The organism is Pseudomonas syringae (genome assembly GCF_021606685.1).
Lineage (GTDB): Bacteria > Pseudomonadota > Gammaproteobacteria > Pseudomonadales > Pseudomonadaceae > Aquipseudomonas > Aquipseudomonas syringae_R.
Genome location: NZ_WKCB01000011.1, coordinates 1 through 13,955, shown reverse-complemented (window position 1 = coordinate 13,955; position 13,955 = coordinate 1). Strand labels below are relative to the sequence as shown.

Annotated in this window: 13 protein-coding genes; 10 read left to right on the top strand and 3 right to left on the bottom strand. The window is 62.7% G+C overall.

All coding sequences use genetic code 11. The features are described 5' to 3' along the window. The first annotated feature begins 12 nt into the window (after positions 1-12). The 5 genes from GIW02_RS06795 to fdhA all read left to right on the top strand — a co-directional run bounded on the left by GIW02_RS06795 (position 13) and on the right by fdhA (position 6,488). The gene (locus tag GIW02_RS06795) at positions 13-315 is read left to right on the top strand and encodes a sarcosine oxidase subunit delta (RefSeq protein ID WP_015886243.1); all 303 of its coding nucleotides are present in this window, start codon (positions 13-15) and stop codon (positions 313-315) included. After that, the gene (locus GIW02_RS06790) at positions 312-3,329 is read left to right on the top strand and encodes a sarcosine oxidase subunit alpha (protein ID WP_236415028.1); all 3,018 of its coding nucleotides are present in this window, start codon (positions 312-314) and stop codon (positions 3,327-3,329) included. The genes GIW02_RS06795 and GIW02_RS06790 overlap by 4 nt, the downstream gene beginning before the upstream one ends. A 129-nt stretch (positions 3,330-3,458) precedes the next feature. Next, positions 3,459-4,091, top strand: a complete 633-nt coding sequence (locus GIW02_RS06785) for a sarcosine oxidase subunit gamma (protein WP_236415026.1) — start codon at positions 3,459-3,461, stop codon at positions 4,089-4,091. Positions 4,092-4,248: 157 nt separating this feature from the next. Continuing rightward, the gene (purU, locus tag GIW02_RS06780) at positions 4,249-5,106 is read left to right on the top strand and encodes a formyltetrahydrofolate deformylase (protein ID WP_032883972.1); all 858 of its coding nucleotides are present in this window, start codon (positions 4,249-4,251) and stop codon (positions 5,104-5,106) included. Positions 5,107-5,288: 182 nt separating this feature from the next. Further along, positions 5,289-6,488: a formaldehyde dehydrogenase, glutathione-independent gene (gene fdhA, locus GIW02_RS06775; protein ID WP_025858777.1), complete on the top strand. Its 1,200-nt coding sequence runs from the start codon at positions 5,289-5,291 to the stop codon at positions 6,486-6,488. A gap of 126 nt (positions 6,489-6,614) precedes the next feature. Here fdhA and GIW02_RS06770 read toward each other — a convergent pair whose 3' ends face one another. Beyond that, positions 6,615-7,073, bottom strand: coding sequence for an anti-sigma factor domain-containing protein (locus GIW02_RS06770; protein ID WP_236415015.1), 459 nt, complete (start codon positions 7,071-7,073; stop codon positions 6,615-6,617). A 136-nt stretch (positions 7,074-7,209) separates the two neighbouring features. Here GIW02_RS06770 and GIW02_RS06765 point away from each other — a divergent pair, with 136 nt between their 5' ends. Continuing rightward, entirely contained in the window at positions 7,210-7,782 is a 573-nt protein-coding gene (locus tag GIW02_RS06765; RefSeq protein WP_236415013.1) for a DUF2780 domain-containing protein, read from the top strand. Here the strand turns inward: GIW02_RS06765 and GIW02_RS06760 are convergent. Continuing rightward, a complete protein-coding gene (locus GIW02_RS06760; protein ID WP_236415011.1) occupies positions 7,779-8,666 on the bottom strand; it encodes an acyltransferase in 888 nt (295 codons plus the stop codon). The two genes, GIW02_RS06765 and GIW02_RS06760, sit on opposite strands and share 4 nt — an antisense overlap. A 171-nt stretch (positions 8,667-8,837) precedes the next feature. Between GIW02_RS06760 and rloA2 the strand changes: the two genes are divergently transcribed. The 4 genes from rloA2 to creD are packed head-to-tail and all read left to right on the top strand — an operon-like array spanning position 8,838 to position 12,862. After that, positions 8,838-9,338 carry a retropepsin-like aspartic peptidase RloA2 gene (gene rloA2, locus GIW02_RS06755; protein ID WP_236415009.1) on the top strand — a complete coding sequence of 167 codons (501 nt, stop codon included), beginning with the start codon at positions 8,838-8,840 and terminating at the stop codon, positions 9,336-9,338. A 9-nt stretch (positions 9,339-9,347) separates the two neighbouring features. After that, entirely contained in the window at positions 9,348-10,016 is a 669-nt protein-coding gene (gene creB / locus GIW02_RS06750) for a two-component system response regulator CreB (RefSeq protein ID WP_236415007.1), read from the top strand. Further along, positions 10,016-11,455: a two-component system sensor histidine kinase CreC gene (gene creC, locus GIW02_RS06745; RefSeq protein ID WP_236415005.1), complete on the top strand. Its 1,440-nt coding sequence runs from the start codon at positions 10,016-10,018 to the stop codon at positions 11,453-11,455. The genes creB and creC overlap by 1 nt, the downstream gene beginning before the upstream one ends. A 51-nt stretch (positions 11,456-11,506) precedes the next feature. Continuing rightward, a complete protein-coding gene (gene creD / locus GIW02_RS06740) occupies positions 11,507-12,862 on the top strand; it encodes a cell envelope integrity protein CreD (protein ID WP_236415003.1) in 1,356 nt (451 codons plus the stop codon). Positions 12,863-13,096: 234 nt separating this feature from the next. On the opposite strand, the gene GIW02_RS06735 is transcribed toward creD, so the two are convergent. After that, positions 13,097-13,726, bottom strand: a complete 630-nt coding sequence (locus GIW02_RS06735) for a glutathione S-transferase family protein (RefSeq protein WP_236420069.1) — start codon at positions 13,724-13,726, stop codon at positions 13,097-13,099. Between the last annotated feature and the right edge of the window lie 229 nt (positions 13,727-13,955).

Sequence of the window (13,955 nt, the reverse complement as noted above, 5' to 3'; positions counted from 1 at the left end):
GAGAAATTCCCTATGTTGCATATCTTCTGTCCTCACTGTGGCGAACTGCGCTCCGAAGAGGAATTCCACGCGTCCGGCCAAGCGCACATCCCGCGCCCGCTGGACCCGAACGCCTGCACCGATGAGGAGTGGGGCGACTACATGTTCTTCCGCGACAACCCGCGCGGCCTGCACCACGAGTTGTGGATTCACGCCGCCGGTTGCCGCCAGTACTTCAACGCGACCCGCGACACCCTGACCTACGAAATTCTTGAAACCTACAAGATCGGCACCAAGCCGCAATTCACCGCCAAGGCTGCTGGAGAGAAGGTATGAGCCAGACCAATCGCCTGTCCAACGGTGGCCGCATCGACCGTAATAAAGTCCTCACGTTTACCTTCAACGGCCAGAGCTACAAGGGCTTTGAAGGCGACACCCTGGCCGCGGCCTTGCTGGCCAATGGCGTCGACATCATCGGTCGCAGCTTCAAGTATTCGCGCCCTCGCGGCATCTTTGCTGCCGGCGCCGAAGAGCCGAACGCGGTGCTGCAGATCGGCGCCACCGAAGCCACGCAAATCCCCAACGTGCGCGCCACGCAACAAGCGCTGTACCAAGGCTTGGTCGCCACCAGCACCAACGGCTGGCCGAACGTCAACAACGACGTGATGGGCATCCTCGGCAAGGTCGGCGGCAAGCTGATGCCGCCGGGCTTCTACTACAAAACCTTCATGTATCCGCAGTCGTTCTGGATGACGTACGAGAAGTACATCCGCAAGGCGGCTGGCCTGGGCCGCTCGCCGACCGAGAACGATCCGGACACCTACGACAACTTCAACCGTCACTGCGACGTGCTGGTGGTGGGCGCAGGCCCTGCCGGCCTGGCCGCTGCACTGGCGGCTGCACGCAGCGGTGCCCGCGTGATCCTCGCCGATGAGCAGGAAGAGTTCGGCGGGTCCTTGCTGGATTCGCGCGAAAGCCTCGACGGCAAGCCCGCGGCGGAATGGGTCGCCAGCGTGATCGCAGAACTCAAGACCTTGCCGGACGTGGTGCTGCTGCCCCGCGCCACCGTCAACGGCTACCACGACCATAACTTCCTGACCATTCACGAACGCCTCACCGACCACCTCGGTGACCGCGCGCCGATTGGCGTAGTGCGCCAGCGCATCCACCGGGTGCGCGCCAAGCGTGTGGTGCTTGCGACCGGTGCGTGCGAGCGCCCGCTGGTGTACGGCAACAACGACGTGCCGGGCAACATGCTGGCCGGTGCCGTCTCCACCTACGTGCGCCGCTACGGCGTGGCACCGGGCAAAAAACTGGTGCTGTCGACCAACAACGACCACGCCTACCGCGTTGCACTGGACTGGCTGGATGCGGGCCTGCAAGTGGTCGCCGTGGCCGATGTGCGCCACAACCCACGCGGCGCGCTGGTGGAAGAAGCGCGCGCCAAAGGCATTCGCATCCTCACCGGCAGCGCCGTGATCGAAGCGCGTGGCAGCAAGCACGTCACCGCTGCCCGCGTGGCCGCGATCGATGTGAACGCGCACAAAGTCACCAGCCCAGGCGAGTGGCTGGAATGCGACCTGGTGGCCAGCTCCGGCGGCTACAGCCCGGTGGTCCACCTGGCCTCGCACTTGGGCGGCAAGCCGACCTGGCGTGAAGACATCCTCGGGTTTGTACCCGGTGAAGCGCCGCAGAAACGCGTGTGCGTCGGTGGCATCAATGGCGTCTATGGTCTCGGCGATTCCCTGGCAGATGGTTTTGAAGGCGGCGTGCGCGCAGCCAGTGAAGCCGGTTTCGCGCCGGTGGAAGGTACGTTGCCAAAAGCCTTGAGCCGGCTGGAAGAGCCGACGCTCGCGGTGTACCAAGTGCCGCACGATAAGCCTACTGCACGGGCGCCCAAGCAATTTGTCGACCTGCAAAACGACGTGACCGCCGCCGCCATCGAACTGGCGACCCGTGAAGGTTTCGAGTCGGTCGAACACGTCAAACGCTACACCGCGCTGGGCTTCGGCACCGACCAGGGCAAGCTGGGTAACGTCAACGGCCTGGCCATCGCCGCGCGCTCGCTGAACGTGACCATCCCGCAGATGGGCACCACCATGTTCCGCCCCAACTACACGCCGGTCACCTTCGGCGCCGTGGCGGGGCGCCACTGTGGGCACATTTTCGAGCCGGTGCGCTACACCGCGCTGCACGCCTGGCACGTGAAAAACGGCGCCGAGTTTGAAGACGTCGGCCAGTGGAAACGGCCCTGGTACTTCCCGCGCAACGGCGAAGACCTGCACGCCGCGGTGAAACGCGAATGCCTGGCCGTGCGCGACAGCGTCGGCCTGCTCGATGCGTCCACCCTCGGCAAGATCGACATCCAGGGCCCGGACGCGCGTGAGTTCCTCAACCGCATCTACAGCAACGCCTGGACCAAGCTCGACGTGGGCAAGGCGCGCTACGGCCTGATGTGCAAGGAAGACGGCATGGTCTTCGACGACGGCGTCACTGCCTGCCTCGCCGACAACCACTTCCTGATGACCACCACCACCGGCGGTGCCGCCCGTGTGCTGCAGTGGCTGGAAATCTACCAACAGACCGAATGGCCAGACCTCAAGGTGTACTTCACCTCGGTCACCGACCACTGGGCGACCATGACCCTGTCCGGCCCCAACAGCCGCAAGCTGTTGAGCGAAGTCACCGACATCGACCTGGACAAGGACGGCTTCCCGTTCATGACCTGGAAAGAAGGCCTGGTCGGCGGCGTACCGGCGCGGGTGTTCCGTATCTCGTTTACCGGCGAGCTGTCGTACGAAGTCAACGTGCAGGCCGACTACGCCATGGGCGTGCTGGAGCAAATCGTCGAGGCCGGCAAAAAATACAACCTGACCCCGTACGGCACCGAAACCATGCACGTACTGCGGGCCGAGAAGGGCTTCATCATCGTCGGCCAGGACACCGACGGCTCGATGACCCCGGACGACCTGAACATGGGCTGGTGTGTGGGCCGTACCAAGCCGTTCTCGTGGATCGGCTGGCGTGGCATGAACCGTGAAGACTGCGTGCGTGAAGAGCGTAAGCAGCTGGTGGGCTTGAAGCCGATTGATCCGACTGTATGGCTGCCGGAAGGCGCGCAGCTGGTGTTCGACGCCAAGCAGTCGATCCCGATGAAGATGGTCGGCCACGTCACCTCAAGCTACGCGCATAACTCGCTGGGTTATTCGTTCGCACTGGCGGTGGTGAAGGGCGGCTTGAAGCGCATCGGTGAGCGGGTGTTCTCGCCGCAAGCGGATGGCAGCGTGATCGAGGCGGAGATTGTGTCTTCGGTGTTCTTTGATCCTAAGGGTGATCGGCAGAACATCTGATAGACCGCGGCGCGGCCATTGGGAGCAAGCCCCTCCCACATTTTGATGTGTGAATACATTCAAAGGTGGGAGGGGGCTTGCCCCCGATGAGGCCAGAACAGTCACCACAGAATTCAGAACAGGTGCTTTATGACAGCAGCCAACGTTTACCAACAACGCCCCACCACCGGCGCCAAGGCCGAGTCGTCGCTGCACCATGCCGACCTCGCCAGCCTGGTCGGCAAGGGCCGCAAGAACGCCGGCGTAACCGTGCGTGAAAAGAAACTCCTCGGCCACCTGACCCTTCGTGGCGATGGCCACGATGCAGCGTTCGCCGCCGGCGTGCACAAGGCCCTCGGCATCGAGCTGCCTGGCGCCCTGCAGGTCATCGTCAAGGGCGAAACCAGCCTGCAATGGCTCGGGCCGGATGAGTGGCTGCTGATCGTGCCAAGTGGTGAAGAATTTGCCGCCGAACAAAACCTGCGGGCTGCCCTGGGCGACCTGCATATCCAGATCGTCAACGTCAGCGGCGGCCAGCAGATCCTCGAACTCAGCGGCCCGAACGTGCGCGACGTGCTGATGAAGTCCACCAGCTACGACGTGCACCCCAACACCTTCCCGGTGGGCAAGGCGGTGGGCACGGTGTTCGCCAAGTCGCAACTGGTGATCCGCCACACGGCTGAAGACACCTGGGAACTGGTGATCCGTCGCAGCTTCTCGGATTACTGGTGGTTGTGGCTGCAGGATGCCTCGGCCGAATTCGGCCTAAGCGTTCAAGCCTGACCGCGCATTTGTGACCAGAGGGCCGTTGTGGCGAGGGGGCTTGCCCCCGTTGGACCGCGCAGCGGTCCCAATGAAAGACCCGCTTGGCTGATTTCAGGGCTGCTTCGCAGCCCAACGGGGGCAAGCCCCCTCGCCACACAGGCATGAGGATTCGATTATGAGCCGCGCACCCGATACATGGATTTTGACCGCCGACTGCCCCAGCGTGCTCGGCACGGTGGACGCGGTCACCCGCTACCTGTTCGAGCAGGGTTGCTACGTCACCGAGCACCATTCGTTCGATGACCGCCTCTCGGGGCGTTTTTTTATTCGTGTCGAATTTCGTCAGCCCGACGGCTTCGATGAGCAGGCTTTTCGCGATGGCCTGGCCACGCGCGGCGAAGCCTTTGGCATGATCTTCGAGCTGACGGCGCCGAACTACCGGCCAAAAGTGGTGATCATGGTCTCCAAGGCCGATCACTGTCTGAACGACCTGCTGTACCGCCAGCGCATCGGCCAACTGTCGATGGACGTGGTGGCGGTGGTGTCCAACCACCCTGATTTGAAACCGTTGGCCGACTGGCACCAGATTCCCTACTACCATTTCCCCCTCGACCCCAACGACAAACCGTCCCAGGAGCGTCAGGTGTGGCAGGTGATTGAAGAAACCGGCGCGGAACTGGTGATCCTTGCGCGTTACATGCAAGTGCTGTCGCCGGAGCTGTGCCGCAAGCTGGATGGCAAGGCGATCAACATTCACCACTCGTTGTTGCCGGGGTTCAAGGGCGCCAAGCCGTATCACCAGGCGTACAACAAGGGGGTGAAACTGGTCGGCGCCACGGCGCATTACATCAACAACGACCTGGATGAAGGCCCGATCATCGCCCAGGGTGTGGAGGTGGTGGATCACAGCCACTATCCCGAGGATTTGATTGCCAAGGGGCGTGATATTGAAGGGCTGACGTTGGCCCGGGCGGTGGGGTATCACATTGAGCGGCGGGTGTTTCTCAATGCCAATAGGACGGTGGTGCTCTGACTGACGCCATCGGGGGCAAGCCCCCTCCCACATTTGGAATGCGTACTCCTGTGGGAGGGGGCTTGCCCCCGATGAGGCCCCAACAAACAACACAAGAAACAGCATCTGTACCCGAGCACTTAAACGCGCTGCCCACCCAAAGGGGCAACGCGGGTCCATAAAAACAACAGCGAGGTGAAAGCATGTCTGGTAATCGTGGTGTCGTGTATCTCGGCAACGGCAAGGTCGAAGTACAGAAAATCGACTATCCCAAAATGCAGGACCCCCGTGGCAGGAAGATTGAGCACGGCGTCATCCTGCGCGTGGTCTCCACCAATATCTGCGGCTCCGACCAACACATGGTGCGCGGCCGCACCACTGCCCAGACCGGCCTGGTGCTCGGTCATGAAATTACCGGTGAGGTGATCGAGAAGGGCAGCGATGTCGAAAACCTCAAGATCGGTGATCTGGTTTCGGTACCTTTCAACGTGGCGTGCGGCCGTTGCCGCTCGTGCAAGGAACAGCACACCGGCGTGTGCCTCACCGTCAACCCGGCCCGTGCCGGTGGCGCCTACGGCTATGTCGACATGGGCGACTGGACCGGCGGCCAGGCCGAGTACGTGCTGGTGCCGTACGCCGACTTCAACCTGCTCAAACTGCCGGACCGCGACAAGGCCATGGAGAAGATCCGTGACCTGACCTGCCTCTCCGACATTCTGCCGACCGGCTACCACGGCGCCGTCACCGCCGGCGTTGGCCCAGGCAGCACGGTGTACATCGCCGGTGCCGGCCCGGTCGGCCTGGCCGCTGCCGCATCCGCACGCCTGCTGGGCGCTGCAGTGGTGATCATCGGCGACGTCAACCCGATCCGCCTGGCGCACGCCAAGGCCCAGGGTTTTGAAATTGCCGATTTGTCCCAGGACACCCCGTTGCACGAACAGATCGCCGCACTGCTGGGCGAGCCGGAAGTGGACTGCGCCGTCGACGCCGTTGGCTTCGAAGCCCGTGGGCATGGCCATGAAGGGGTCAAGGCAGAAGCGCCGGCCACGGTGCTCAACTCGCTGATGGGCGTGGTGCGCGTGGCGGGCAAGATCGGTATTCCGGGCCTGTACGTCACCGAAGACCCGGGCGCCGTCGATGCCGCCGCGAAAATGGGCAGCCTGAGCATTCGCTTTGGTTTGGGCTGGGCCAAATCCCACAGCTTCCACACCGGCCAGACGCCGGTGATGAAGTACAACCGCCAGCTGATGCAGGCGATCATGTGGGACCGTATCAACATTGCTGAAATCGTCGGCGTGCAGGTGATCAGCCTGGATGACGCGCCACGTGGCTACGGCGAGTTCGATGCGGGTGTGCCCAAGAAATTTGTGATCGACCCGCACAAACTCTTCAGCGCGGCGTGAATCGCAGGCACACAGCAATCCAACGGTGGGAGGGGGCTTGCCCCCGATTGCGAAGTGTCAGCCCGCTATTCTCTGGCTGATACATCGTCATCGGGGGCAAGCCCCCTCCCACATGGTTTTGTGGTGTCAGCGGTTGGCGAGGGCGCCTTGGTAGACAGTCGGCCCAGTGGGCTGCTTGCTCACCGACCCACCCTTGTTTTCCGAACTCACCATCAATTCCACCGGCTTGCGGATGCTCTTCTGCTGGCGCGGGTTGAGTCCGATAATGCCTTTGCCGTCCTCCGGCAGCAGGCCCAGGGAAACCGGCGTTCCGTCCTCGGGCATGGCCCACAGCTCCAGGCTGCGATCCGGCTCGGCGGCCGCTGCGGCGATCGGTTCGATTTCGAGGTAATCCTTGTGCGCCATGACCTGCGCGGCCGGCTGCTGGGTGGTGGTCACCAGCGTGGCGGCAGACTTGACGCTGTCCTGGGTATAGAGCGCACCACCGAGGCCGGCGACGATGGCCACACACACGCCGATGAACACACGCGGGCGGCTCCAGAACGGGGGCTTTTGCTCAATCACTTGGGGGCGGGTTGCGCTCATGGGGCTGTTCCTGGCAAGTCTTGAAGTCATTTCATGGACTCTGGTATGCCGATTGGGTTCCTCGGCCCACCCGGAACAATGTGCCGGATACCCAGTCCAACGCCTGCTTTCACCCCTACACCCAGAGGTTGTTTCGATGAAGATTTCACGCGGTTTCGCCCTTTCCTGCCTGATGACCCTGGCAGCCGGCCCGGTGTTCGCCGCAGGCTTCAGCCTTGGCGACGCGGCCAATGCCATCTCCGGCATGCAGGGTGGCAACAACAAGGCCGCTGCTGCCGCACCGTCGTCGGAGACGGCCGGCTTGCTGAGTGCGCTGACCTCGCAACTGAACATCACCCCCGAACAAGCCGTAGGTGGTACCGGCGCCATGCTGGGCCTGGCCAAGAACAAACTCAGCGGCAATGACTATTCGCAGTTGGGCAGCAGCGTGCCGGGCCTCGACCAACTGTCCGGCAACAATGCGTTGGGTAGCCTCGGGGCCTTGAGCGGGATGCTCGGCCAGGCCGGCGGCAGCAAGACCAGCGGCCTGGACGGTTTGCTGGGTAACGTGAAGAACACCAACGACCTGAACACCGCGTTCAGCGCCTTGGGCATGGACAGTGGCATGGTCGGCCAGTTTGCCCCGGTAATCCTGCAATACCTGGGCGGGCAGGGCGCCAACAGCTCGGTGCTGAGCAAGCTGGCCCAGGCCTGGGGCACCGGCAGTTAAAGACGCTCCGCGCGCAGTTGCTCGATGCGTGCGTCTTTCTCCGTCCAGAGCTGGTTGACCCAGTTCTGGACGGTCTGGCGAAACGCCGGATCGTTCTCGTAATCCCCTTGCCATAACGCCGGGTCCAGTTCGCGGGTCTGGATATCGATGATCACGGTTGGCACAGCGCCACTGATCAAGTCCCAGAACCCCGGAATTTTGTGCTGCGGATAGACCACGGTCACATCCAGCACGGCGTCCAGCTGTTCTCCCATCGCCGCCAGCACAAACGCCACGCCGCCCGCCTTGGGCTTGAGCAGGCGGGTAAACGGCGACTGCTGCTGCTTGCGTTTGGCCGCACTGAACCGCGTGCCCTCCAGGTAATTGACCACCGTCACCGGTTGGCGCTTGAACAGCTCGCAGGCCTCCTTGGTGATCTTCAGATCCTGCCCCGCGAGTTCCGGGTGTTTGGCCAGGAACGCCTTGCTGTAGCGCTTCATGAACGGGTAATCCAACGCCCACCAGGCCAGGCCGAGGAAGGGCACCCAGATCAGCTCTTTTTTCAGGAAGAATTTGAAGAACGGCGTGCGCCGGTTCAGGGCCTGGATCAGCGCCGGGATGTCGACCCAGGATTGGTGGTTGCTGATCACCAGGTAGCTGGTGTCCCCGCGCAGGTCGCCACCGCCGCGAATGTCCCATTGGGTCGGGATGCACAGCGCGAAAATCAGCTTGTCGATCTCGGCCCAGGTTTCGGCGATCCACATCACCGCCCACGACATGTAGTCCCGATAACGACCGGGCGCCACCAGTTTGAGCAGGGCGAAGACCATCAACGGGCCGATCAGGACCAGGGTGTTGAGCAACAGCAGCAGTGAGACAAAACAGCCGGTGAGCAGGCGGCGCATAAGTAACTCTTGGAATCTTGTGGGCAGGCCATCATAAGAGAGCGGAGTCTAGAGGCCAAATCTCAAATCAGCAGACGAATGTTTCACAATGTGCCAGGTATGGTTGAGCGCTAACTAAGTGCTGCGATTGCGGTCTAGAATCCGCCTACTTCTTTCCGAGGAAATCACTTCGTGAAACTGCTTCTTGCCTCCCTCGCCCTGGCTGCCCTGCCGGTCATGGCCGCCGAACCGACCCTTTACGGTCGTTATGAATACATCCAGTTGCCGGAAATCGGCGAAACCTTCAAGGCCAAGATGGACACTGGCGCGCTGACCGCCTCACTGTCGGCCCGTGACATCGAGACCTTCACCCGTGACGGCGACGATTGGGTGCGCTTCCGCCTCGGCGGCAAGGACGCCAGCAACAAAGTCTATGAACACAAGGTGGCGCGCATCAGCAAGATCAAGAGCCGCGCCGACGAAGACGACGACAAGGACGAGGCCAGCGTGGCCAAGCGCCCGGTGATCGACCTGGAAATGTGCCTGGGCAACGTCAAGCGCACCGTTGAGGTCAACCTCACCGACCGCAGCAGCTTCAACTACCCGCTACTGATCGGCGCCAAGGCCCTGCGTGAATTCGGTGCAGCGGTGAACCCGGCCCGTCGCTACACTGCCGACAAACCGGACTGCTGACGGACCCCCATGGCGCATATCCTGATTGTCGAAGACGAAGCGGCGATAGCCGACACGCTGATATTCGCCCTGCAAGGCGAGGGTTTTACCACCACTTGGTTGAGCCTTGGCCAGGAGGCGTTGGCTCATCAGCGCCGGACCCCGGCCGACCTGATCATCCTCGATATCGGCTTGCCGGACATCACTGGCTTTGAAACCTGCAAGCAACTGCGCCGGTTCAGCGAAGTGCCGGTGATGTTCCTCAGCGCCCGCGATGGCGAAATCGACCGGGTGGTGGGGCTGGAGATCGGCGCCGACGACTACGTGGTCAAGCCGTTCAGCCCACGCGAGGTGACGGCGCGGGTCAGGGCGATCCTTAAACGCATCGGCCCGGGTGCTGCGCCGGCGGTGTTCCAGGTGGACCTGGAGCGCATGCAGATCAATTATCGCGGCCAGCCCTTGAACCTCACGCGTCATGAGTTCCGCCTGCTGCAAAGCCTGCTGGAGCAACCCGAGCGTGTGTTCAGCCGCGAGCAGTTACTGGACGCGGTGGGCGTGGCGGCCGATGCCGGCTACGAGCGCAATATCGACAGCCATATCAAAAGCCTACGCAGCAAACTGCGGAGTGTCGCGGCGGATGCCGAGCCGATCCAGACCCACCGCGGCCTCGGCTACAGCTACAGCCCGAGCAACAGCTGATGCGCCTGGGGCTGCGGATTTTCCTGGTGTATGCGCTGTTTATCGGCCTGACCGGCTACTTTGTGCTCAGCACCGTGATGAAGGAAATCCGCCCCGGTGTGCGTCAGTCCACCGAAGAAACCCTGGTGGACACCGCCAACCTGCTGGCCGAGATCCTGCGCGCGGACGTTAAAAACAGCACCCTCGGCCAAAGCCATTGGCCAGAACTGCTCAAGGCCTACGGCAATCGCCAGCCGGGCGCGACCATCTGGGGCCTGCCGAAAAACCAGGTCAACCACCGTATCTACGTGACCGACGCCAAGGGCACCGTGCTGCTCGACTCCAGCGGCGAGGCCGTGGGCCAGGACTACTCCAAGTGGAACGACGTGTACCTGACCCTGCGCGGCGAATACGGCGCGCGCTCCAGCCGCGGCGACCCCGACGACCCGACCTCATCGGTGATGCACGTGGGTGCGCCGATCCGCGATAACGGCCAGATCATCGGCGTGGTCACGGTGGCCAAGCCCAACAGTTCGCTGCAACCCTACGTCGACCGCACCGAGCGGCGCCTGCTCTGGTATGGCGCCGGGTTGGTGGTGCTGGGCCTGTTGTTGGGGGCCGTGTTGTCATGGTGGCTGAGCCGGGCCCTGCACCGGCTCACGGCGTATGCACAAGCGGTCAGCGAGGGCCGCCGCGCCGAGTTGCCGCACTACCGCGGCGGTGAGCTCAAGCAGTTGTCCAGCGCCGTGGAGCACATGCGCACGCAGCTCGAAGGCAAGGCTTACGTCGAGCATTACGTGCACACCCTGACCCACGAGTTGAAAAGCCCATTGGCGGCGATTCGCGGCGCGGCGGAGCTGTTGCAGGGCGACATGAGCCGCGAGCAGCAGCAGCGCTTCGTCGGCAATATCGACAGCGAAAGCGCGCGCTTGCAGCAGTTGATCGAGCGCCTGCTGAACCTGGCGCAGGTGGAGCAACGCCAGGGCCTCGAAGAGCAGGCCAGTATCCCGTTGGCGGGCTTGGTCGAGGAGGTGCTCAAGGCCCAGTGCGCGCGCATTGAAGGGGCCGGCTTGCAGGTCGAACAGACGATTGGCCGCGAGGTGAGCGTGTTCGGCGAACCCTTCCTGTTGCGCCAGGCCCTGGGCAACCTGCTGGACAATGCCCTGGATTTCACCCCGCCCGGCGGCGTACTCACATTCAGCGCACACACCCGGCACCACGAGGTGCAGGTCAGCCTGTTCAACCAGGCCGCGCCGATCCCGGACTATGCCCTGCCGCGCCTGAGCGAGCGTTTCTACTCGCTGCCACGCCCGGCCAATGGGCGTAAAAGCACCGGCCTGGGCCTCAACTTTGTCGAAGAAGTGATGAAACTGCACGGTGGCGCGTTGCAGATCGGCAATGTGCCGGGCGGCGTGCAGGTGGTGCTGCATCTCCACACAGTCTCCACATTGCCCACATAAATCGCCCATACGGGCTGCGCAGACTCCCCCCATCAAAACAGGGAGAGACCCATGAACCGCAGCCTGCTTTTCAAACTTGGCGCCATTGCGCTGCTGATCCTGCTGTTGCTGATTCCGTTGCTGATGATCAACGGCATCATTGCCGACCGTCAGTTCACCCGCGACGCCGTACTCGAAGACATCGCCCGCAGTTCCAGCTTCAGCCAACGCCTTACCGGCCCGGTGATGGTGGTGCCGTACCGCAAGACCGTGCGCGAGTGGAAGCTCAATGAAAAGCTCAACAAACGCTACGAGGAAACCCGTGAAGAGCGCGGTCGTCTGTATTTCCTGCCGGACCATTTTGAACTCGACGGCAAGGTGCAAACCGAACTGCGCGCACGGGGTATCTACCAGGCGCGGCTGTTCCATGCCGACAACCGCATCAGTGGGCGTTTCGAGCTGCCTGCGCAGTTGGGTATCACCGAGAACTTTGCCGATTACCGTTTTGAACCGGCGTTCCTGGCGGTGGGCATCAGCGATATCCGTGGCATCGAGAACGCGTTGAGCCTTGAACTGGGCAGCCAGCGCCTCGACTTCTCGCCGGGCTCCCAGGTGGATTGGCTGGGGGAGGGCGTGCATGTGGCGCTGCCGGAGCAGGACAGCAAGAAAGCCTACGTGCTGGATTTTGCCTTCGACCTGCGCCTGCAAGGCACCGAACAACTGCATGTGGTGCCGGTGGGCAAGACCAGCCAAGTGTCGCTGGCCTCCAACTGGCCGCACCCAAGCTTTATCGGCAATTTTTTGCCGGCACAGCGTGAGGTCACCGATACCGGCTTCACCGCCAATTGGCAGACCACCTTCTTTTCCACCAACCTCGAACAGGCCCTGCAAACCTGCCTGGACGGCCAGGGCTGCGATGGCTTCAAGAACCGCAGCTTCGGCGTGAACTTCATCGACCCGGTGGACCAGTACCTCAAGAGCGATCGCGCGATAAAATATGCGCTGCTGTTTATCGCCCTGACGTTTGCCGGCTTCTTCCTCTTCGAAGTGCTCAAGAACCTGGCGGTGCACCCGATCCAATACGCGTTGGTGGGCTTTGCCTTGGCATTCTTCTACCTGCTGTTGCTGTCGTTGTCCGAGCACCTGGGTTTTGCGCTGGCCTACCTGATATCGGCAAGTGCCTGTGTGTTGTTGATCGGTTTCTATGTGTGCCACGTGCTGCGCAGCGTTAGCCACGGCCTGGGCTTTTCGGCGGGGTTGGCGGCGTTGTATGGCTTGTTGTACGGGCTGTTGAGTGCCGAGGATTACGCGCTGCTGATGGGCTCGCTGTTGCTGTTCGGCCTGTTGGGGACCGTGATGGTACTGACCCGTAAGTTGGACTGGTATGGCGTGGGCAAGCGCAAGGTGGCCGTGGAGGCAGAGCAATGATCGGGTTGCGCGAGGATCAGCAGGTGCGAACGCAGTTGGTGGGTAAGATCAACGCACTATTTCCTGTGTTGAGCGAAGCTTTTGTGGCGAGCGGGCTTGCCCGCGTTGGGCCGCGAAGCGGCCCCAAAACCAGCCACCACCGTTCTACCTGAAGCACCTTGGCATATGGGCCTGGGGCTGCTGCGCAGCCCAACGCGGGCAAGCCCGCTCGCCACAGGGGATTCGCTTTGTCAGTTATACCGGTGGCTGGGTCTGCAGCATCGACGGCCGTTGGCTGATCTCGGCGTACCAGGCGGCGAGCTTGGGATTGTCTGCGCGCCATTGCATATCCGGGTGGCGGAAGTCGAGGTAACCCAAGGCGCAGGCCACACTGATGGCGGCGATGTCGAAGTGGCTGGCCAGCTCGGCGATGGCGTCCTGTTCGAGCGCGGCGAGGGCTCGCCGGATCTTGGTGCGCTGCTCATCGAGCCACGGCGCCCAGTGTTTTTCCACGGGGCGCAAGGCCGACTCGTAACGCACCAGCACGGCGGCGTCCATGATGCCGTCGGCCATTGACGCGAGGGTCAAGCGCCGCCAGCGGGCCGAGCCGTCGCGCGGGATCAGCGGGTTGCCGACATGTTGGTGGTCGAAGTAATCGAGGATCACCCGGCTGTCGTGCAGCACCGAGCCGTCGGCCAGGCGCAGGGCCGGGATCTTGCCCACAGGGTTGCCTTGCACCACTTGCGCGTCCGGGTTGACCGGGGTCGGCATGCAACTTTGCAGGGCCACGCGGTCCTGCTGACCGGTCTCGATCAGCAGCACGCGGACTTTGCGAACGAACGGTGAAGCGGGGTTATGGAACAAGGTCATGCTGGGAGCGGACATGGGCATTCCTCTGAATAGGCTGCGGCTAGCCTAGAGGGTTGTGCAATGGCTGGCGAGGGGGTGTGGGTGTTTTCCAGGGCCTCATCGGGGGCAAGCTCCCTCCCACATTTTGATTTGTGAACACATTCAAGTGTGGGAGGGGCGGTGCGACGATTCGACTTGCCCCCGATGGCGCCCTCAGCCGCGCCGCTTCACCAACCCCCAGACACCAAGCGCGGCAGGAATGCCC